The following is a 19,723-nucleotide window of genomic DNA, read 5'->3' as shown; positions in this document are numbered from 1 at the left end:
TAATTTCTCGCAATAAAATACTCTGACCTTATAAGAAGTCAGAGTATTTTATTACGATTTTCATGGTGTTCAGTGTTTAAAATGCTGATCGATAGCATCAAGTATTTTTTCACTGGCATGTCCATCACCATAAGGGTTTTTAGAGTGGCTCATTTTATTATAGGCTTCTTCGTTATCAAGAAGTTCCCGTATGGCTTGATAAACATCGGTTTCATCTGTACCGACTAATTTTAAGGCGCCTGCTTCTACGCCTTCTGGTCTTTCTGTTGTATCACGTAACACAAGGACAGGCACACCAAAAGAAGGTGCTTCTTCTTGCACACCACCTGAGTCCGTCAGGATAAGATAGCTTTCGTTTTCCATACGATGAAAATCAACCACATTTAATGGTTCAATCAGTCGCACATTCGGCAAGTCGCCAAGAATGCGATAAGCAATTTCTCTCACTTTTGGATTTTTATGAAGTGGATAAACTACCTCAAAGTCGACATATTCTTCGGAAATCGTTTTGATGGCACGGAAAACATTTTCCATTGGTTCACCCAGATTCTCACGGCGGTGCATCGTCACCAGAATCTGGCGACGATCCTTTTGAAGATGTGCTGGTACAGTATATCGTAAAGCATCGATAGCAGTATTGCCTGTCACATAGATATTCTCATCCGGATGATTTTCTTTTAATAAATTTTGTCTGCTTTCTTCAGTTGGTGCAAAGTAAATATCGGAGAGCACATCTGTGACTTGACGGTTCATTTCTTCTGGGAAAGGTGAATATTTGTCCCAAGTTCTCAATCCTGCTTCTACGTGTCCCAAAGTTACTTTATGATAGAAAGCAGCAATAGAGGCTGCAAAAGTTGTCGAGGTGTCTCCATGAACAAGCATGATATCTGGTGCTTCTTCTACCAGCACTTGATCAATGGCGTCAATAACACGTGTGGTGATTTGACTAAGGCTTTGATTTTTTCCCATGATATCTAAATCGTAATCAGGTTGAATGTTAAAAATATCGAGAACTTGATCCAGCATTTCTCTGTGTTGCGCTGTGACCACCGTTACAGCTTCAAAACGTTCATCTTTCTCGATAGCTTTGACTAAGGGTGCCATTTTAATTGCTTCTGGTCGTGTACCAAAAACGAGCATTATTTTTTTCATGTCTACTCCATTTCTACTCTTCTTTACATATAGAAGACTTGATTTTTCCCGTTTGCTTTTGCGACATATAAGTTTTTATCAACTTTATCAATAATGTCCTTCAGACTTTTTTCATCTCTTATTTCTGAAACACCTACAGATATAGAAACATTTAATAAGGTATCATTATAGATAAAATCTTTTTCCGAGATATTTTTTTGGATATCATCCATTATTGCTTTGACCTTATCCCCAGACTGGTTTCTAAAGAGCACAAAGAACTCATCACCACCATATCGAAACAGTTGACCATTATTATGCTCTTGAAGTAAAGTATCTTTAATGCCATAACTTATCTCCCGCAGCACATAATCTCCTGCCAAATGTCCATAGGAATCATTGATACATTTAAATGAATCCACGTCAAACAAAGCAATCGAAAAAAGTGGAACATTCTTACTGTCTAAAATTTCCTTCAAGACTTCTTCAAACTTTTTACGATTATAAGTATCGGTTAAAGCATCTATATAAGCATCTTTCTTTAAATCCGAGTACATCAAGGCAATAATACTGATTAAATGTATCGCGATCTTCGCGATAACTAGCACAGCTAATACCTTTCCTAAAATACCAAGCACATAGCTCATTGGAATGTCAAATTGCGAAAAAGCTACTAATATTGCTGCAAGGGTAATAAATATACTAAGGAAAAAGTAGGAAATGTAATATTTTGAAATCAATTCCTTATAATTACATAGCACATAAATCACAAGCCAAAATATAGTCAATCCGGAAAGCACTAAGAGAGAGGATTGGATATCAAAACCGTAAACATGCAAATAAAGTCCATAATATATAATAAACTGTGGCAACACCTCGTATTCAATATTTTTGGTAGGGGGTGCAACTAAATAAACGACCGAAATCGCAATAAAGACTAAAGAAATATCACTAATAATATAACCATAGGGCGAACCCTGGTCAATGTCGTTAAACAGAAATTTAAGTAAAATTATAAATAAAGCAAAATTGCTCGAATATAAGATATAAGCAGTGACTTTATTTCGATCCAACTGGTAATACTGAATCATATACTTAGCAATAAACATCATACCTAGAACGGTAGGCATTAAAAAAATTTTATCAATAAAGTTACTGCCTAATATGTCATCAATATGAATCATCTTTTTTCTCCTTTATTAGAAGCTATGCGGTCTATCATAGTAATAAGTTTGTTGGAGCCATTCTTTTGGAAAACTTGCGAGAAGCTCTTCCACCTCAACTCCTTCAATTACAATCTCCTTCTTAAGAAATTTAATCGTATCAACAATTGAAAATATAAAATCCTTTAACTTAGTAGGTGATAAATAACTGTTAAAATCTAAGGCTGAAATCTTTACACGATCAATATAATCATCTAGGATGAATAGCGTTTTATAATGATTTATCCCCGATAAAAAATCGTCTAGAGCAATCGCATATCCCAAATTCTTAAGCGTTTGGATGGCTTCAATCGGCAAGAAGTCTTCTTCATTTTGACAGTTTACGGGCAAGCGCTCTGTGAGTTCTAATCTTAACCTGTTCCTATATTTAAATGTCCTCAAAAATTCTACCGTTTCTTCAAAATAAAGTTCTTGATAATCCAGATTCAGGGAATAAATATAATCATCCTTACTGAGCTGTTCTTCCAAGAGGACTTCCAGCCTTTGAAGGTATAAATTATGGAGCTGATGGTCAGAAACAATCTCATCAAACATCTCCGACGGGAAATAACAAACATCAGCATGTTTATATCTCAATAACAGTTCGTATTCTTCTTTGTCATTTTGAGTAAAATCACAAATTTTTTGTCTATAAAAAATTAATTCGTCAAATTTCAAGCCTACTTTTCTCCTCAAATATACTGAAAAGCTCTTTCCTTCTGTTCAGGGGTAAAAAGTTTTCTCAGTCAATCACTGCTTGAGGTGGGCCATAAAGATAACCCTGCCTCAAATTGATGTCTAATAAATCAACAAGTTTTTCATCTTCATCCGTTTCAACACCGGATACAACTAACTCAAGTTGATATTTATTGGCAAGTTTCTTCCAAAACTTAATGGTTAAATCAATCCATTTTTCTTTATCATTAAAATGTCGCATATCTAACTTCAATACATCAATTAAAGGAAGCAAGCGATGAATGTTGCGGGCAAAATAGAATTCGGCTCCAAGATTATTGATAGAAAAATTGATACCATAGGCTTTGCACTTTGTAATTCTACGACTGACACGTCTTAGACTCTTCTTCTTTTTCACAATCTCATTATGAGATATTTCAATAATAAGGTCAAATGGTTGGAGTGACTCAGCAATCGTTTTGATATTCTTTTTAAACTTGCGACTCAGAAATTGTTCAAGCGTAAGTTTAATGACAACTTTAAAATGTTCGGGATTCGCAACTTTGATGCTTTCTTTTACATTATCTTTGAGTATGAAAAAAGGTAAGTTATCGATATTTTGTGGAAGGACCCATTCTTGCTTATCATTTTGTTCACGAAGCACGCACTCCACTCCTTTTATACTATGCGCATGATCATATATTTTATTATAAAAATAAACAAAATTATTCTCTTGTAAGATATATTTTTTCAAGTTGCATCCTTTCTTTTTACAATTTTTTATGAAAAATTAAGCTTGACGTTTCGTTTTATCCCATGTATTTTGCGATCTGAAATATCTGAGTGTCGCTTGCGGATAGATTTGACTGAGAACAATCAAAAACTTGGTCAAATAGTAAGCATCGCTTAAAACATGGCCCCATCTGAATTTTTCCTGAGAGTTTTTATTATACAGGACTGCCCAGACAACATTGATAAGGAAAATGTAGAGTACCATCAAGGCAAAGATTATAACAAAGCTTTTCACTGCATCGTTTAAACCAAAAAGCAGCAATGTGCCAAATAAAACAACGCCTGTGTAAATAACGACTACATATTCTATAGCCATCAACCAAGGTTTTATCAGGGTAAAACACAGCTCTAATTTTTGTTTGAACTCTAAATTTTCTGATTTGATAATAGGGAATATGTACTTAAAGGTTTGGATATTGCCTTGTGCCCACCGCACGCGCTGTTTAACTAAGGACATCGTATCATCATAGATTCCTGTTTGTTTGATTTTAATATCATCATATTGGACATTACGTACATTATATATATCAGATAAAAAGAGACGTAAAGAAAGGTCAAAATCCTCTACTAGCGATGTTGTCCATGGTGCTTCATGCAAAGAATAAAGAGTGCTAAGTTTACAAAACTGTCCGTTTCCACCAAAGGCTACTGTATTTGTTTTACTACGCAAAGATTGAGTCGCATTAATAATCTCACCAAATTCCAAATCTTGTGATGTGTCTCTGTTACGGTTGATTACTTGTACTTTTGATTGTAAACCAGTCAATTCAAAATCCGAGTTAAAGACCAAATTTACCTTGTCAAAGTAATCTGTTGCCACACTTGAGTCTGCATCAATAATAGTGATAAGTGTTTCTTCAAAAATATAACCTTTATCAATATAAGAATCCGTTATTTTCTTATAAGCCCAATTGAGTGCCTCACCTTTTCCTTGCTGCGCTTGAGGCTGGAATCTTTGGAGAAGATGGAATCTCTTATTACCTTGGAATTCTTGAACTTCTTGCACCGTATTATCAATGCTGGCATCATCAATCACATAAATATCAAGATTTTCATAATTGGTATTTAACAAGCTTTTCACAGTGTTTTTGATGACTAACTCTTCGTTCATACAAGGAATTAATACAATGATCCGATAATTCGTTTCAATCTCAACATGACTGAGATCACTCGTATAGCTTTTTGTACTGTAAGCATACCAGAGCAAGATTGTTTCTATCGTATAATAAATAAAAGTGAGAATTGAGAAAAATACTGCAAAAAATGTCAATTTACTAATCATGATTTCAAAAATCTCTTTCAAATAGCTCATGCCCCAGAATTTATTTTCGAAAAGAAAAACAAGTGGCAAGATAGAAACCAAGTAAAGCAGTATTTTATTGTATGGCTTAAAGTAATTGGAAAGACCAGTATAGATGCTTTCGATAATCAATGAGATTGCCATAACGATTTGGACAAGCAATAAAAAGCGGGCTACTAGCTGTGCATTGACGTCAGCCTGTAGTACATAGAAAAGAATACCTCCAAAAATGCTGAGAAGCACTACCGTAAAGCCCCAAGCAAAATTTCCAATACTTTTTCTTAATTTATTAAATAAAATTACACCTGAAAGACCAAGCAATAAAAGTTGAACACCCAAGGTCAGTACAACTAAAAAGATACGAACATTGCTGTATATTTCAGTTGGAATTTGATTTACCGTAAAAAAACCAAAGATGAGTGCAAGGATAAGATAAAATCCTGAAAGTCCAAAGGTCCATCTTTTCAAAGTAGCCAACTCCATTGTCCACTTCTTTTCTAGGAAAATTCTTATGAGACCTGTATATGCAATCACCGCTAAAACATTGAAGAGCGGTGTTGGACTTAAGCCGTGCCCAATCACAACGCCCGTTTCAAGGACAAAAATTAGAAACAGCATTAAAAACAAAAGTGCTGTTTTCCACGTACTCTTTCTACCACTTTGCGTCGAAATGATATAAACCATGATCAGGATTGGAGCTACGAGCAATAGAACTGAACTTAAATTTTCATAAAGTGTGCGTTGACTTAATGACAAGAGCACATCAAAGGTTAAAGTTAAGCCCAATAAGCCATAAATCACCCTCGATACATTTAATTCAATCTTTTTCACTACTAAACTCCCTACTATATTACTTCTGTATTTTGGCGGGATTTAGAGTATATATCTTTTTAGAAAAACATACTGTTCTCTTTCATATGTCTCATAAATCCCTCCTTATTGCATCTATTATAACTTAAACGAGTTGATTGTTCAATTTAATCATTTTTTAAGGTTTAAGAATATCTCACTCATTTTTTTAATATAGACTGCTTCCTTCTTTGATTTTTCTCTTGTTCACACAACTCCCTGTTATCTTTATAAGCAACGTGATATAATAATTCAGATAATTCATTTTGTTTCTTAGCAAAAATTTAGAGGTAGAAAAATGAGAATTAAAATACGTGAAATAGCTTATGATTGGGGAAAGTCAATGTTAGTGGTTCTTTCCAATACCGTTATCATGGTGCCCTTCTTGCTTTTTCTTAGTTTAAATGATGGAATAACTGAACGTTCTGTTTTACCCTTCGCTTTATACTATACTTGTCGTATCCTTGGCGTCTTTCTGGTCCGTGCCATTAAAAATACTATTTCTAGTTTAGAACTTCTTATTCTATCCTTGTATACAGGCCTTGCAGGTTCTGTGTTTGCTTTTATTGGCCCCTTGAATTCTTGGTTATATCTGCCTGCAGGTGTTCTTATTGGTTTAAGCGCCTCATGGCTTCCTACTGCGACAGTCACACTTAATCACTTTCAGCCAAATACGGAAAAGAAAACTTCCTATCCTCTTCTTCTCTTAGCTTTGATTGCTTTATTTGCAGGATTGACCCTTTCAGGGACTTTGGGACTTTCCTTATCATTTGGCTTATACATTTTGTTTTATGCAATTGCTCTTGGATATGCCTATGAAGCCGTAGGTAAACAGGTTCTCACTAACAAAATGAAACCCGAAGCCGCTCTATATCTCTCTAAAAAAGACCTATTTATTTTTACGGGGCTCTGCCTTCTATTAATCCTCTTACGTACGGGAAGACTTCTAAGTTCTGCCTTGGCTATTGGGGTTTCATTGCTAGGTTTTAGTTTTTTCTTTGTTTTTCTTATTTACAAAACGAGAAAAGAATACCGGAATTATCAAATACCACTTTCCCTAAATATCTTAACTTTTCTTAACGGTGCAATTGGTAATTTTCTTTTTCTGTTCGGTTCTCTCTATGTCATCAATATCTTTGGTAAAGGTTCAGAAAATCTTTTATTGTACCTGCCTTATGCTTTAGGAATGGTCATCGCATTAGCAACTTATAAGAAAATCACTCAATTGGTCCCACACATGGATAATTTCATTTTACTGGGATTAGTGCTTGGGTTATTGATGACGTTAGTACCTTCTGCTCTGAGTTTTAGTTTTTTCTTATTAAGCTATGGACATTTTCTCCTAAACAAATGGCTCAATAACCAGTATTTCATGGCACTTCATATTCCCGAAGACCACCGTATTCTTCTAAAAAACACAACTCAAAAAAAAGGTTCCTTGATTCATCAATTCTTTCTCATTATTTTCCTCTTGTTTCTTACTGAGAAGCAAAATAATTCAAAAACATTTTTCCTACAATTAATTAATCCACAATCATCACATCTAAGTGCTGCGCATATTTTTTACGGTTTAGCTCTTCTTTCGATTGGCGGTTTTCTTATTCTCATCGTCTCTTACTTCTATTTAAAACGTCGTAAAATATAAACCGTAAAAAATGAGGGAAAACTCCCTCATTTTTTATTTATCCTCCCTCAAGGATTGTCTACCTTAAAGAGGTTGCCGTCTTCAATACGATATACGCTGTCACTATTTTTGATCATCCGCGAATCATGGGTGACCATAATAGTGGCTTTATTTTTTTCATGTGCTTCTTTTCTTAAAATATCCACAACCTGATAAGCCCTTTCTGTATCTAAGCTGGCTGTCGGTTCGTCAGCTAAAATCAAGCTTGGATCATTATAGAGTGCACGTGTGATTGCAACACGTTGACGTTCCCCACCAGAGAGTTCCCCAGGATATTTATCTTGTAGCTCTAAAATATCTAAAGAGTCGAGCATTTCATCTATTTTGCCTCGATTAATGTTCTTTTTATTTATCTTATCCACAAGTTTCAACTGTTCTTTGACAGTCAAATAAGGTATGAGATTCGAAGCTTGTAAGATAAAACCTACTTCTTTAAATCTTACTTTTGAGCGTTCTTTTTCTGAGAGTTTATTAAAATCAATCGTATTGATTTTTGTTGTCCCTGTTGTTGATGACTGAAGCCCTCCAGCAATTGTTAGAAAAGTACTTTTACCAGAGCCTGAAGGACCAATGATTGAGATAAACTCCCCAGCTTGTACCCGTAGATCAATGCCTTTCAAGGCTTGAACTTCTGTTCGCCCCTTACCAAAGCTCTTTGTGACTTTATCCATATGTAGAATATCTTTCATTATTAACCTCCAATCGCTTGAGTAGGATCAATTTTTCTAATCGTATACAGTGAAAATACAGAACCCAGTATTGATACGACAATCAATATGAGCCCATAAATTGTCCATATAGAAAAATCAATTGCAAACGGCATAGCTTGTGGTAGCACGAAGCTTGTGAGATAGCTCCCACCAAAAGCTGCAACTACACCGACCAATGCTAGCCAGAAACTTTGCCATAAGATCGACTTCATGATAAGGAAGTTTGAAATCCCTTGCGCCTTCATAATCCCAAAGATTGGAACTTTTTGAAGCGTAATAACATACATAAAGACAGCAATAATGAGCAGCACAATCAAGAACAAGAAATAAATCATTGCGCTCAGTGTTGTTTTCTGTGCAGAATAACCTGGGATATTGTTGATAAGTTCAGAAGTTGTGATGACTTTCAATTTATCTGAACTTGAACCTTTCAAGGTTACTTGACCCGATTTTACGATGACACCATTAACAGAATCATCTGCGGCTGCTGCGTTCATGTTTTTAATTGCGGAAAGCGTAGCAAATGAACTGTAGACGACAGGTGTTGCTGAGTAATAGGTCGGTTTGGCGATACCAACGATTTTTAACTCTGTATCGTTATTCCCTACCTTTATCTTGTCTCCCACTTTATAGCCCTTGTCAGCAAGATTTTCTGGGATGATGATTTCTTTCTTGTCTTCTGAAAAATCAACGCCATCCTTGACTTGTGGTAGAATATCGGAACCTATTGGGAGCGCCATAACCGTAATATTCTCTCTTTTATCCTCTCCCTGATTAATAGAAGTTGAAAAAACTGAAACGGGAGACAACTCTTTTCCATCAATATTATCTAACTCTGCTTTTGAAATCTGCGAAGCAGACAGAATGTTATTCGAGCTGTCTGACAGAACAATCTTTTCTGCATTCCAGTCCACTACAGCTTGTTTAAACTGGCTGGCAAGGCCAGTTGATAGGCCTGACAATATGAAAACAACATAAGAAACCAAAAATATGATTGTTGCAATCAAAGTGTACCTTGTCTTGTAATAAAATATTTCTTTAAGTGATAAAAACATAATACAACTCCTTGAAGAACTCTTCGTTCTCTTCTTTATTGATGATTTTGACTGCCTGAGAGGCCATTCATAATCACTGCGACTTCACTGTCATAGTGCGCAACAAATTCTTGATCACTCCACTCTTCTGCAAATAGTCTGTAAACAAGATCGTGCACAACTGCTTTAAACACAGAAATCATTGGCGAAACAGGCTCTTTACTTACAAATGTTTGAGGATTATACTTTTTCCAAGCTAATGTCAATTCGTGATTCCAATCTAAAAAGCGATATTTGTATATGGCGTAATTTTCATTATGGACGAGTTCCTTTAGTAGCAAATGCTTGTATTCATCTAAGGCTTTTTCAAGCGGATATTTTGTAATCGCATCTAAGAAAAGCTGGTGAAGCTCACTTGTCTCTTGAGACAGGACATAGATATAACAATCTGTTAAATCTTCAAAATATTGGTAAAAACTGCCCCGAGGGATTTCTAAACTTTGCACAATATTTCTCACCGTGGCTTGATGGAAGGGTTTATCCGCAAACTCGGTTTTACAAGCCGCATAGATGCGTTGTTTTTTTTCTTCTGGAAGCTTTAAATATGTAGCTTTAGGCATTTTTTCCTCCCTTGATTCTATAAATGACACAGTGTCACTTTAGGATAAATTTTAGCAGTTTAATCTCACAGAGTCAAATATAGTGCATTAGGTTTTCTATAAAAACTGTCATACATCAGAAAATCCTATAAATCAGGTGCTTAAAAATTTACGAGTTGAATACCTTGCAAAAGGAAACAATAACCAGTAGAATAAAAGTATAAACAACAAGGAGGTATTTTTTATGGTCGACAGAGGTACAACAGACAAACTCAAAGGTAACGCTAAAGAAGTTGTTGGTGATGTTACAGGTGACAACAAGAAAAAAGCTGAAGGCGTCCTTGATAAAACAATCGGTAAGGTGAAGGAAGTTGCTGCAGACATTAAAGATGCATCAGAAGATGCAGTTGATAATGTCAAAGAAAAACTTGATCACCACAAAAAATAAAATAAAAAAAGCACTATCTACATAGTGCTTTTTTTATTTTATTCAAGCTCTAAACTCGGAAAGGACAAAGTTACTTTAAACAAATCTCCATCTGTTTCTAAAAGGAAACGTCCCTCATGTGCTTCCACAATCGACTGAGCTATAGCTAGCCCCAAGCCTGAACCTGTTGTGTTCCTCGATAAATCGCCTCTTTTGAAACGCTGCGACAATTCTTGACTATTTTCTCCAAGTTCTTCACGCGAAATATTTTTAAAGACCAATTCAATTGTGCCATTTTCACTTTTATGTCCTGAAATATAAACCCTAGTGTTTTCCATAGAGTATTTCAAGATGTTATGGATTAAATTTTCGAAAACACGCCACATCTTATCCCCATCCACTAAAGCCAATAGTTCCTTATCCGTTTGCGTAACAAACTTGAGGGAGGAATCTTCGATTTTCTCAGAAAGTTCAGCCAGTGATTGATCGAGCAATTGCACAAGATCAATTCTACTTTTTTTCAAATCAATATTACCACTGGCCATTTTGGAAACCTCAAAAAGATCATCGATGAGAACTTTTAAACGCTTTGATTTTTGATCGATAACTGCAACATACTTATTCTTTTCTTCTTGGGACAGATCGGCATTCCGCAATAAATCAACAGAAGTAATGATTGAAGTCAAAGGTGTTCTTAAATCATGAGAAACATTTGTAATGAGCTCGGTCTTCAAACGCTCACTTTTTACTTGTTGGCTTTTGGAAGTTTTCACTTCCTCATTGATGGTTTTGAGATTTTCAGAAACTTTACGAAAAACTGTTTTCCCCTTGGGCTTGACGTTTAAGACTTCCGCATTTTTTCCTTGAGCAATCTCCTCAATAATTTTCACAGTCTGATTAAACATGACCAAACGTCGCAGCAGATAAATCGAAATCAACAAAAGATAAATCACAAGCACAAACAAGTAAAGAATAATTCCTTGTCCTCCCCACATCATTGCCAGCAGGAAACCAACTACTGCTGCTCCCATGCTCCAGAAAATGAACCAAGCTTTTGACCCTGTTGAAAAATTATCCGCAGCATCTTTTAAGAGTCTTATACTTCTGGCCAGATAGGTTTGTTGCCAATTTTCACGCTCCTGTGCTTTATGATAAATTCCCCAACTCACAATTGCAAACAGATAGAGAACTAAGAATGCCCAACAGAATTTTTGGAGCAATGGAAGGAAGCTCCATGTAAGGCTAGCTTCACGTGTAAGTGACAAATAAAGGAGGAAAAGAATCAAAGCAAGGAAAATCTGCCCATCAAGCGCTATTTTATCCCAAGATTGAACTTTTTCCAGAAGTATATCTTCTCCTTTTTCCGTTTTCTTCCAATAAACAAGAAAGGCTGCAAAACTCAAAATACTCATACAAAGAAGCCCAATGGTTAGATTTTTCATTTCAGTAAAGCTTTTAACAGATGCTCTTTGGTTGAAGTTGCTATTTTTTAATATAATAATTTGACCATCAAAGCGATTTTGACCATCAAAATTAATTTGGCTGATATTGCCCTTGAATAAAGTTTTTGCTGTAGCAAAGGTTTTATTGTCAGACAGATTGTCTAGATATTTCCCCGAGTTAATTTCAGTCACTTGATAATGAATATCTGAGGAAAGTTCTTTATATTGTGGCATCCAATCTGTTTTTTGCTGCGCAATAAGTTCTTTCTTATGCTCCTTTACCTTCTCTGTGACGTATTTGTCATCTGTGAAAAACTTTTCTACTTCATTTAACTTTTTATTTTGTTGGTCCTCAAGTTTCTTGATTGCAGTTTTGTCACCAGCTGCTTTCGCATCCTTGAGTCGTTCAAGAAAGACAGGATCTTCTTTAATCACACTTACTTGCGAATACTTGTCCGGTTGACTCATACGATATTCTTCAATATCTTCTGCTGTTACCTTTATCGGTAAATTTGGATTTACCTGAGTATTGATCAGTGCTTCTTCTAAAGTTGCAACCTCTTGCTTGAAGTATTTCGACTGAAAATAGTCGTTAAAAATGTATTGTTCAGCATTCAAGGCTGTAAAAACTAAACTGTTCACTCCCAAAAGTAGCAAAGCTAGTCCAATACTCACAGCGAATTTATTTTTCCATTTTGTAGCCAATGCCCCACACCACCTTTAAATATTTTGGATTTTTTGGATTTACTTCTATTTTTTCACGGATTTTTCTTATATGTACAGCTACAGTATTTTCAGCATTAAATCCCGGCTCTTGCCAGACACGTTCATAGATTTCCTTAATAGAGAAAACTTTTCCAGCATTACAAGCCAATAATTCTGTAATTTTGAATTCTGTGGGTGTTAATTTTATCAGTTCCCCGTCTACTCGTACTTCCTTACCGTCTTGATCAATAGTCAAGCCATGAAGCTGGATAGTACTTTCTGCTTTTTCATAGCTCCCTAAGGAGGTATATCTGCGTAGCTGTGACTTGACACGAGCGATTAATTCTAAAGGATTAAAGGGCTTTGTCAGATAATCATCCGCCCCAATTTGTAGGCCCAAAATTTTATCTGTATCTTCACTTTTAGCACTCAGCATCAAAATAGGGATCTGTTGTGATTGGCGTATCTTAAAAGTGGCTGCGATACCACCGAGCTTGGGCATCATGATATCCATAATAATTAAATGAACTTCTTCGTTATCAAGAATTTCCAGTGCTTCAACACCATCCTTTGCCTGAATCCCATGTATCCCCTCATTATTTAGATAAAGTGCAATCGCTTCACGTATCTCTTTTTCATCATCTACAATTAGAACGGTATGCTTCATCTTTTCCCTCATTTCTACTTGATGCCCTCAGTATAACAGAAAGTTATTAACAAATTTTAGCTTGATTTCTTAATACTTTCTTAATTTTTTAGTTTAAAAAGCATAAAATAAAAAAGTACGCATTCGAAGTTGTACTTTTTTCCTACTTTCACTGCATAATTTTATCAATCTCTGCCAGCACAGCTTTTTCCCTATTACTGCCTATAACCTTCTTTGCCTTGGCCTTCGCTTGAGCATTAGCATTGGCTACGGCATAAGAATAACCAGCCATTTGCAACATTTCGAGATCATTATTGGCGTCTCCAAAAGCCGCTAAATGTTGCGGCGAAAGTGCAAGTTCTTGCAAAACTCTCTCAATAGCTGCTCCCTTATTACTGCCTTCAAGGACAATATCCAGATAGATATTCCCACTCGTTACCGCTTTTATTCCTTTTTTAAAACGACTATTCAATCTTGCCGTGACAGCAGTTAATTCTGCTTCCGGGATAATTGTAGCAAATTTAACTACTGTATCATCGGGTAACTTATCAAAAGAGGAGATAAGTTCCAGTTTTTCGTAATATTTATGGGCGAAAGTTTCAAACTCTTCTGAAACACTCTCTAAGGTATAGGCACTCTTGGCACCACACACAACAACAGGAATCTCGAGTTCTTCAAGTAACTTTAGAACTTGACTTACCTCTTTTGCATCAAAACTTGCGACCATTTCCATCTCATCATTGATTGTGATAATCCCACCATTTTCAGAGATAAAAATAATATCTTTCGTATCTGAAAAATAAGACTTTAACTTGAAGTATTGATTGCCACTGGCCACAATGAAGCGGATTCCCTTGGCATTCATTTTCTGTTGGAGAGTAGAGAAGTACTTTTTATCATAAGTCGATTTTTCATCCAAAAAAGTGCCGTCCATATCTGTTGCAATAGCTGTTATCATTTTATTTACTCCTCTGTGTTCTGCATCTATTTTATCAAAATAAAAGTTTTTCTGTTAATTATATTTGCTCCTTCAAGTCAATACAGTTGTTTTCATAAAATAAATTTGTTAGAATTTTCAACAGACTGAAAAAGTCAATTTTTAAAATAGAAAGAAAACAAAAAGGAAAAATACTCTTATATGAAACGAACAATACAAATATTGCTCATTTTTTTTACCGCTTTTTTTGGTTTGATGCTCCATTCAAAACATGCATCTGCTGCAGAACTAAGCAACACCAACTTTATCGATAGTCTCAAATTTTCAAATACTAAACTGACACAAGGTCAGACGACTTCTGTCAGAGTTGAGTTCAGCAGCAAGGATAACCTCAAGGTAAAAGCTGGTGACACGATTACTTTCACACTTCCTACCGAGTTACAAGGAATGACAGAAAACGACGGTTCTCCTCGTAAAATTTCTTTAGGTGAATTGGGTGAAGCACTCATATATAAAGACCGTGTCATTGCCACCTTTAATGAAAAAGTTAATCAGCTTGAACATGTCAAAGGCTATTTTAATTTTGGATTACAGGCAACAAGAACTAAAAATCCTAACGATACAAGTATCAAAACAAATTTAAGCACCACTGCAACAGCCCAAGAAATTACAATTCATGGTGACCCTGGAAATACAGGGCAAATAGGAACTCGTCCTTTCTTTTGGAAGAGCGGTGACATGCTAGGCGAAAAAGGAAAAGTACGCTGGTTTGTTAATGCTAATATGACAAAGGAAGAACTCTCAAGTGATATTGTATTAACTGACACGCATGGACTTGGGCAAAAACTTGATGCACAATCATTTCGCGTTAGTATTGAAAATTATTTAGGAAACTTCCAGATAACCGGCGATGAGTTTGTAGCTAAAGGATACGGTAGCATAGAGATTCTTCCCGATGACTCATTTAGCATTACAATTAAACGCGAACATGCGCGCCTAGCCTCTTTTAGCTTCATGTATAACACAATCATCACTGATAACACTATCAGATCCTTTACTAACACGTGCAATGTGAATTACCAACCCTATGGTCAAGAAAAGATTCAAGATCAAGGAACTTCCGATGTTGTAAACCTTTTTGCAGATGGTGATGCCAATGGTGAACAAGGAATCAAGGAAGCGACTGAAGAAACACTTGAAAACAACTTTGAAGAGCTTGAAGAAATACCTGCTATTGAAACAGAAAATGCAAACTCTTCTGTAACAGAAAATGAGACCAATCAAACAGCAGAAAAGCATCAAGTCGATGTACATGTTGCGCCTAGTCAGGAAGTTGTGCAAGACGAATCAGAGCAACTCCAAGAAATACCTGCTGTTGAAACAGAGAACGCAAACTCTTCTGTAACAGAAAATGAGGCCAATCAAACAGCAGAAAAGCATCAAGTCGATGTACATGTTGCGCCTAGTCAAGAAGTTGTGCAAGACGAATCAGAGCAGCTCGAAGAAATACCTGCTGTTGAAACAGAGAATGCAAACTCTTCTGTAACAGAAAATGAGGCTAATCAAACAGCGGAAAAAAATCAAGTTGATGTACATGTTGTGCCTAGTCAAGAAGTTGTGCAAGACGAATCAGAGCAGCTCGAAGAAATACCTGCTGTTGAAACAGAGAACGCAAACTCTTCTATAACAGAAAATGAGGCCAATCAAACAGCAGAAAAGCATCAAGTCGATGTACATGTTGTGCCTAGTCAAGAAGTCATTGTTGATGAATCCAAAAAAGTGGAAGATGTTCAACAGCCACAGTTTGAAAAAGTAAACCCCGTGATAACAGAGAAAAAGAAAAGCACGAAGACAGACGTACAGACAACGAGAACAAGTAAGTCAAATAGCCCTGCAATGCCCGCTGGAAATCATTCAGAAAAAGGGAAAAAACAATCTGGTAATACTTTACCAAAAACAGGTGATGACAATGGACTTACCTCTGTCCTTTCTGGATTCGTTCTACTCATTCTCTCATTTGTAGCTTTTTCGCTACGTCGAAATAGACAAGCATAAAATAAAAATGCTCTCGTAAAGCGAGGCATTTTTTCTTTTTTACTCACAATTTCTAAATTCAAAAGATAAATTTTCATCAAAAAAGAGCAGACTTACTAATCTACTCTATTATAATTAATCTTCGCTACCCATAAATTTAGCAGCTACTGCAGCAATTGCCGCACCTACCAATGGTGCCAATAAGTACACCCAATAGTGTGACAATGCCGAACCGCCTGCAAAGACAGCAGGTCCAAAACTACGTGCGGGATTCAATGATCCACCTGTTAAATTCAAAGCTACAATAATCAAGAATGCTAAAGCTAAACCAATAGCAATTGGGGCTAAGCCGGCATTCCCATATTTTTCACTGGTAACCATCAAAATAACAAACACAAATAAGAAGGTAATAATAGCTTCAAATAAGAAAGCTTCTCCAGCTGTAATATTTGGAAAGTCTGTTTGTCCAAAACCATCTTTAGGAAGGTTCAAGGCTTTAATGAAAATTGACAATACTGCAGAAGCAGCAAGTGTACCTACAAATTGTGAAATTACATAAGCAACACCATCTTTAATTGCCAAACGCTTATTAATTACCATAGCAAGGGAAACAGCTGGATTAAAATGTCCACCTGAAACACCTCCTACCGCGCACGCCATAATCGTTACGGCTAAACCAAACGCTAAACCAATGCCTAAGTAACCAATAGCGGTTTCTCCAGTATTAGCAATAGCTACAGTACCTGTACCTAAAAATACAAGAACAAATGTTCCGATAAATTCTGCAAAATATTTTCTCATAAATAAGTTCCTTTCTCAACCACTATTATAACACTCTCTAATATCGTTCAGATAATTTAATGCTTACAGAATAAGAAAATTTCTTTCTTTTTATTCATATTATTAGAATTTGTCTATCTACATTTAATTTTTATCCACAGTAAAATAAGTTGTTTTTGTCAAGAATATAAAAAAAACAAACCCCAGATTTTCACCCAGGGTTTTGAAAAGAAAGAAGAAATAAATCGCTTCAGTTCCCACTATGATATATCTTAGTTAACATCTTTTTTTCTTCTTAAATTTGTAAGTAAAAGGCTTAGAAAAGCTAAAAGGCTAAAACCAATTACTGTTGGCAGGGTGTTGTCACTTTCCCCTGTTGCAGGAAGAGTTACACTCTTGGCATAAGAAGCTGGCAAGCCATTTGAATATTGACCTCCACTTCCACCAAATGTCACTGGTACAACGGTATTAGATGGGATTTGAAAATGGCTTGGCGCACTCTCGTTACCTGCTGCATCTGTTGCTGTAATATTAAGAACATCCCCTGGTTTCACACTACCAGCTGGTAATGTAATGTGGAAGTACCCAGAATCATCTGTTTTACCACTGCCAACCACATTACCATTGCCATCCGTAATCGTAACCGTAGAACCTGGTTCTGCAGTTCCACCTACATCATAGCCTCCGTCAGGATTCTTAGTGACGTCCGTAACCTGAGGTGAATCTGGCGCTGTAGTATCCTTTGGATCTGCTGGCGTTTTGCCGGCTGTTGGTGCACTTACATTGCCGGCCGCATCGGTTGCGGTAGCTGTGATATTAGCGTTTGGTCCAACTGAAGCTGGTAAAGTTACGCTGTAGTTGCCAGAGCTATCTGCTACGGCGCTGCCAATAAAAGTACCTGCCGCATTTTTAATCTTCACAGTAGAGCCAGCTTCGGCTTTACCTGTCACGACATAGCCCTTTGTAGAATCTCCTGTGACTCCAGTAATTGTCGGTGCATCCGGTGCGGTACTATCTGTAGGTTCCTTAGGATCTGCTGGCGTTTTACCTGCGGTTGGGGCACTCACATTGCCGGCCACATCTGTCGCTGTCGCTGTGATATCAGCGTTTGGTCCAACTGAACCCGGTAGAGTTACGCTGTAATTGCCGGAACCATCCGCTGTGGCAGTGCCAATAACTGCGCCAGTGGAGTCTTTAATTTCTACTTTCGAACCCGCTTCGGCCGTACCTGTGACAGTGTAACCGTCTGTGGAATTGCCGGTGATGCCGGTAATGACTGGTGCATCAGGCGCTGTCGTATCCACATCGGCTGGGGTTTTGCCGGCTGTTGGTACACTTACATTGCCGGCCGCATCGGTTGCGGTAGCGGTGATATCAGCGTTTGAGCCAACTGATGCCGGTAAAGTTACGCTGTAGTTGCCGGAACCATCCGCTGTGGCAGAACCAATGACTGCGCCAGTCGAATCTTTGATCTCTACTTTCGAACCCGCTTCAGCCGTACCTGTGACAGTGTAACCATCTGTAGAGTTACCTGTCACATTAGTAATAGTTGGAGCATCAGGGGCGGTAGTATCCGCATCGGCTGGCGTTTTGCCGGCTGTTGGCGCGCTCACGTTACCAGCCGCATCAGTTGCAGTCGCTGTGATATCAGCGTTTGGGCCAACTGAACCCGGTAAAGTTACGCTGTAGTTGCCAGAACCATCCGCTGTGGCAGAACCAATAATTGCGCCAGTCGAATCTTTGATTTCTACCTTCGCACCTGCTTCGGCCGTACCTGTCACTGTATAGCCATCTGTGGAATTGCCTGTCACATTAGTAATAGTCGGCGCATCAGGGGCGGTCGTATCCGCATCGGCTGGGGTTTTGCCGGCTGTTGGTGCACTCACATTGCCGGCCGCATCGGTTGCGGTAGCGGTGATATCGGCATTTGGGCCAACTGATGCCGGCAAGCTTACGCTATAGTTGCCAGAACCATCTGCTGTGGCAGAGCCAATGACTGTTCCGGTAGAGTCTTTGATTTCAACCGTAGATCCCGCTTCAGCCGTACCTGTGACAGTGTAACCATCTGTAGAGTTTCCTGTGATGCCGGTAATGACTGGTGCTTCAGGCGCTGTCGTATCCACATCGGCTGGGGTTTTGCCGGCTGTTGGTACACTCACATTGCCGGCCGCATCGGTTGCGGTAGCGGTGATATCAGCGTTTGGGCCAACTGAAGCTGGTAAAGTTACGCTGTAGTTGCCAGAACCATCCGCTGTGGCAGAGCCAATGACTGTTCCGGTGGAGTCTTTAATTTCTACTTTCGAACCCGCTTCGGCCGTACCTTTGACAGTGTAACCGTCTGTGGAGTTGCCGGTGATGCCGGTAATGACTGGTGCTTCAGGCGCTGTCGTATCCACATCGGCTGGGGTTTTGCCGGCTGTTGGTACACTCACATTGCCGGCCGCATCGGTTGCGGTAGCGGTGATATCAGCGTTTGGGCCAACTGAAGCTGGTAAAGTTACGCTGTAGTTGCCAGAACCATCCGCTGTGGCAGAGCCAATGACTGTTCCGGTAGAGTCTTTGATTTCAACCGTAGATCCCGCTTCAGCCGTACCTGTGACAGTGTAACCATCTGTAGAGTTTCCTGTGATGCCGGTAATGACTGGTGCTTCAGGCGCTGTCGTATCCACATCGGCTGGGGTTTTGCCGGCTGTTGGTACACTCACATTGCCGGCCGCATCGGTTGCGGTAGCGGTGATATCAGCGTTTGGGCCAACTGAAGCTGGTAAAGTTACGC

16 protein-coding genes are annotated in these 19,723 nt (G+C 37.8%); 3 read left to right on the top strand and 13 right to left on the bottom strand.

Going from position 1 to position 19,723, the window contains the following annotated elements; all coding sequences use genetic code 11:
- Positions 1-69: 69 nt before the first annotated feature.
- From wecB to BZZ03_RS08960, 5 genes are all read right to left on the bottom strand, one after another.
- Complete coding sequence (gene wecB / locus BZZ03_RS08980) at positions 70-1,152, bottom strand: non-hydrolyzing UDP-N-acetylglucosamine 2-epimerase (RefSeq protein WP_086583052.1); 1,083 nt, start codon at positions 1,150-1,152, stop codon at positions 70-72.
- A gap of 23 nt (positions 1,153-1,175) precedes the next feature.
- Positions 1,176-2,315 carry a GGDEF domain-containing protein gene (locus BZZ03_RS08975; protein WP_086583051.1) on the bottom strand — a complete coding sequence of 380 codons (1,140 nt, stop codon included), beginning with the start codon at positions 2,313-2,315 and terminating at the stop codon, positions 1,176-1,178.
- Between the two features lie 15 nt (positions 2,316-2,330).
- A complete protein-coding gene (locus BZZ03_RS08970) occupies positions 2,331-3,011 on the bottom strand; it encodes an EAL domain-containing protein (protein WP_017370988.1) in 681 nt (226 codons plus the stop codon).
- 64 nt (positions 3,012-3,075) lie between these two features.
- On the bottom strand, positions 3,076-3,762 hold the full coding sequence (locus BZZ03_RS08965; RefSeq protein WP_086583050.1) for an EAL domain-containing protein: 687 nt from the start codon (positions 3,760-3,762) through the stop codon (positions 3,076-3,078).
- Between the two features lie 36 nt (positions 3,763-3,798).
- Positions 3,799-5,931 (bottom strand): glycosyltransferase family 2 protein, encoded by a 2,133-nt coding sequence (locus BZZ03_RS08960; RefSeq protein ID WP_086583049.1) that lies wholly within the window; start codon positions 5,929-5,931, stop codon positions 3,799-3,801.
- Positions 5,932-6,247: 316 nt separating this feature from the next.
- Here BZZ03_RS08960 and BZZ03_RS08955 point away from each other — a divergent pair, with 316 nt between their 5' ends.
- Positions 6,248-7,594, top strand: a complete 1,347-nt coding sequence (locus tag BZZ03_RS08955; protein WP_019294142.1) for a hypothetical protein — start codon at positions 6,248-6,250, stop codon at positions 7,592-7,594.
- Between the two features lie 47 nt (positions 7,595-7,641).
- Here the strand turns inward: BZZ03_RS08955 and BZZ03_RS08950 are convergent, their stop codons facing one another.
- From BZZ03_RS08950 to BZZ03_RS08940, 3 genes are read right to left on the bottom strand one after another with little or no spacing between them, the layout of a single operon-like run.
- Positions 7,642-8,322: an ABC transporter ATP-binding protein gene (locus BZZ03_RS08950; RefSeq protein WP_003134240.1), complete on the bottom strand. Its 681-nt coding sequence runs from the start codon at positions 8,320-8,322 to the stop codon at positions 7,642-7,644.
- Positions 8,323-8,324: 2 nt separating this feature from the next.
- Positions 8,325-9,398: an ABC transporter permease gene (locus tag BZZ03_RS08945; RefSeq protein ID WP_086583048.1), complete on the bottom strand. Its 1,074-nt coding sequence runs from the start codon at positions 9,396-9,398 to the stop codon at positions 8,325-8,327.
- Positions 9,399-9,433: 35 nt separating this feature from the next.
- Positions 9,434-9,997 carry a TetR/AcrR family transcriptional regulator gene (locus BZZ03_RS08940; RefSeq protein WP_086583047.1) on the bottom strand — a complete coding sequence of 188 codons (564 nt, stop codon included), beginning with the start codon at positions 9,995-9,997 and terminating at the stop codon, positions 9,434-9,436.
- Positions 9,998-10,220: 223 nt separating this feature from the next.
- Between BZZ03_RS08940 and BZZ03_RS08935 the strand changes: the two genes are divergently transcribed.
- Positions 10,221-10,424 carry a CsbD family protein gene (locus tag BZZ03_RS08935; protein WP_003134237.1) on the top strand — a complete coding sequence of 68 codons (204 nt, stop codon included), beginning with the start codon at positions 10,221-10,223 and terminating at the stop codon, positions 10,422-10,424.
- A gap of 38 nt (positions 10,425-10,462) precedes the next feature.
- Here BZZ03_RS08935 and BZZ03_RS08930 read toward each other — a convergent pair whose 3' ends face one another.
- From BZZ03_RS08930 to BZZ03_RS08920, 3 genes are all read right to left on the bottom strand, one after another.
- The gene (locus BZZ03_RS08930) at positions 10,463-12,550 is read right to left on the bottom strand and encodes a sensor histidine kinase (protein WP_086583046.1); all 2,088 of its coding nucleotides are present in this window, start codon (positions 12,548-12,550) and stop codon (positions 10,463-10,465) included.
- Positions 12,528-13,217, bottom strand: a complete 690-nt coding sequence (locus tag BZZ03_RS08925) for a response regulator transcription factor (RefSeq protein WP_086583045.1) — start codon at positions 13,215-13,217, stop codon at positions 12,528-12,530. Before BZZ03_RS08925 ends, BZZ03_RS08930 begins: the two co-directional genes overlap by 23 nt.
- Positions 13,218-13,365: 148 nt before the next feature.
- Positions 13,366-14,154 carry a Cof-type HAD-IIB family hydrolase gene (locus tag BZZ03_RS08920; protein WP_086583044.1) on the bottom strand — a complete coding sequence of 263 codons (789 nt, stop codon included), beginning with the start codon at positions 14,152-14,154 and terminating at the stop codon, positions 13,366-13,368.
- Between the two features lie 180 nt (positions 14,155-14,334).
- On the opposite strand from BZZ03_RS08920, the gene BZZ03_RS08915 reads away from it, so the two are divergent.
- Positions 14,335-16,188, top strand: coding sequence for a collagen binding domain-containing protein (locus BZZ03_RS08915; RefSeq protein ID WP_158092872.1), 1,854 nt, complete (start codon positions 14,335-14,337; stop codon positions 16,186-16,188).
- 114 nt (positions 16,189-16,302) lie between these two features.
- Here BZZ03_RS08915 and BZZ03_RS08910 read toward each other — a convergent pair whose 3' ends face one another.
- Together BZZ03_RS08910 and BZZ03_RS12000 are read right to left on the bottom strand one after the other, a co-directional pair.
- Complete coding sequence (locus BZZ03_RS08910) at positions 16,303-16,968, bottom strand: MIP/aquaporin family protein (RefSeq protein ID WP_086583043.1); 666 nt, start codon at positions 16,966-16,968, stop codon at positions 16,303-16,305.
- Between the two features lie 251 nt (positions 16,969-17,219).
- On the bottom strand, positions 17,220-19,723 hold a 2,504-nt coding region (locus BZZ03_RS12000), incomplete at its 5' end, for an Ig-like domain-containing protein (RefSeq protein ID WP_158092871.1).

The sequence above is a fragment of the Lactococcus petauri genome, from assembly GCF_002154895.1.
Lineage (GTDB): Bacteria > Bacillota > Bacilli > Lactobacillales > Streptococcaceae > Lactococcus > Lactococcus petauri.
This window is presented reverse-complemented; position numbering and strand designations above follow the sequence as displayed.

Coding starts and splice junctions, on each gene's coding strand:
- wecB (WP_086583052.1), bottom strand. CDS start 1,152: ATGAAAAAAATAATGCTCGTTTTTGGTACACGACCAGAAGCAATTAAA.
- BZZ03_RS08975 (WP_086583051.1), bottom strand. CDS start 2,315: ATGATTCATATTGATGACATATTAGGCAGTAACTTTATTGATAAAATT.
- BZZ03_RS08955 (WP_019294142.1), top strand. CDS start 6,248: ATGAGAATTAAAATACGTGAAATAGCTTATGATTGGGGAAAGTCAATG.
- BZZ03_RS08950 (WP_003134240.1), bottom strand. CDS start 8,322: ATGAAAGATATTCTACATATGGATAAAGTCACAAAGAGCTTTGGTAAG.
- BZZ03_RS08945 (WP_086583048.1), bottom strand. CDS start 9,398: ATGTTTTTATCACTTAAAGAAATATTTTATTACAAGACAAGGTACACT.
- BZZ03_RS08940 (WP_086583047.1), bottom strand. CDS start 9,997: ATGCCTAAAGCTACATATTTAAAGCTTCCAGAAGAAAAAAAACAACGC.
- BZZ03_RS08935 (WP_003134237.1), top strand. CDS start 10,221: ATGGTCGACAGAGGTACAACAGACAAACTCAAAGGTAACGCTAAAGAA.
- BZZ03_RS08925 (WP_086583045.1), bottom strand. CDS start 13,217: ATGAAGCATACCGTTCTAATTGTAGATGATGAAAAAGAGATACGTGAA.
- BZZ03_RS08920 (WP_086583044.1), bottom strand. CDS start 14,154: ATGATAACAGCTATTGCAACAGATATGGACGGCACTTTTTTGGATGAA.
- BZZ03_RS08915 (WP_158092872.1), top strand. CDS start 14,335: ATGAAACGAACAATACAAATATTGCTCATTTTTTTTACCGCTTTTTTT.
- BZZ03_RS08910 (WP_086583043.1), bottom strand. CDS start 16,968: ATGAGAAAATATTTTGCAGAATTTATCGGAACATTTGTTCTTGTATTT.